The 1,195-nt window shown below is 56.3% G+C and carries 1 rRNA gene; it reads right to left on the bottom strand.

Annotated features, from left to right (window positions below):
* Positions 1-22: 22 nt before the first annotated feature.
* Positions 23-1,195, bottom strand: a 23S ribosomal RNA gene (locus ACZ3I3_RS41320); the annotation flags it as partial.

The following is a 1,195-nucleotide window of genomic DNA, read 5'->3' as shown; positions in this document are numbered from 1 at the left end:
AACACAGTGGACGCGAGCAACTGAGGACAAGCCCTCGGCCTATTAGTACCGGTCAACTCCACACGTTACCGTGCTTCCATATCCGGCCTATCAACCCAGTCGTCTACTGGGAGCCTTACCCTCTCTAGGAGGTGGGAGTCCTCATCTCGAAGCAGGCTTCCCGCTTAGATGCTTTCAGCGGTTATCCCTCCCGAACGTAGCCAACCAGCCATGCCCTTGGCAGAACAACTGGCACACCAGAGGTTCGTCCGTCCCGGTCCTCTCGTACTAGGGACAGCCCTTCTCAAGACTCCTACGCGCACAGCGGATAGGGACCGAACTGTCTCACGACGTTCTAAACCCAGCTCGCGTACCGCTTTAATGGGCGAACAGCCCAACCCTTGGGACCGACTCCAGCCCCAGGATGCGACGAGCCGACATCGAGGTGCCAAACCATCCCGTCGATATGGACTCTTGGGGAAGATCAGCCTGTTATCCCCGGGGTACCTTTTATCCGTTGAGCGACGGCGCTTCCACAAGCCACCGCCGGATCACTAGTCCCGACTTTCGTCCCTGCTCGACCCGTCGGTCTCACAGTCAAGCTCCCTTGTGCACTTACACTCAACACCTGATTGCCAACCAGGCTGAGGGAACCTTTGGGCGCCTCCGTTACTCTTTAGGAGGCAACCGCCCCAGTTAAACTACCCATCAGACACTGTCCCTGATCCGGATCACGGACCCAGGTTAGACATCCAGCACGACCAGACTGGTATTTCAACGACGACTCCCCCTGAACTGGCGTCCAGAGTTCAAAGTCTCCCAGCTATCCTACACAAGCCGAACCGAACACCAATATCAAACTGTAGTAAAGGTCCCGGGGTCTTTCCGTCCTGCTGCGCGAAACGAGCATCTTTACTCGTAGTGCAATTTCACCGGGCCTATGGTTGAGACAGTCGAGAAGTCGTTACGCCATTCGTGCAGGTCGGAACTTACCCGACAAGGAATTTCGCTACCTTAGGATGGTTATAGTTACCACCGCCGTTTACTGGCGCTTAAGTTCTCAGCTTCGCCACCCCGAAGAGTGACTAACCGGTCCCCTTAACGTTCCAGCACCGGGCAGGCGTCAGTCCGTATACATCGCCTTACGGCTTCGCACGGACCTGTGTTTTTAGTAAACAGTCGCTTCTCGCTGGTCTCTGCGGCCACCCCCAGCTCA

Source organism: Streptomyces sp. NPDC016851 (genome assembly GCF_055562795.1).
This window is presented reverse-complemented; position numbering and strand designations above follow the sequence as displayed.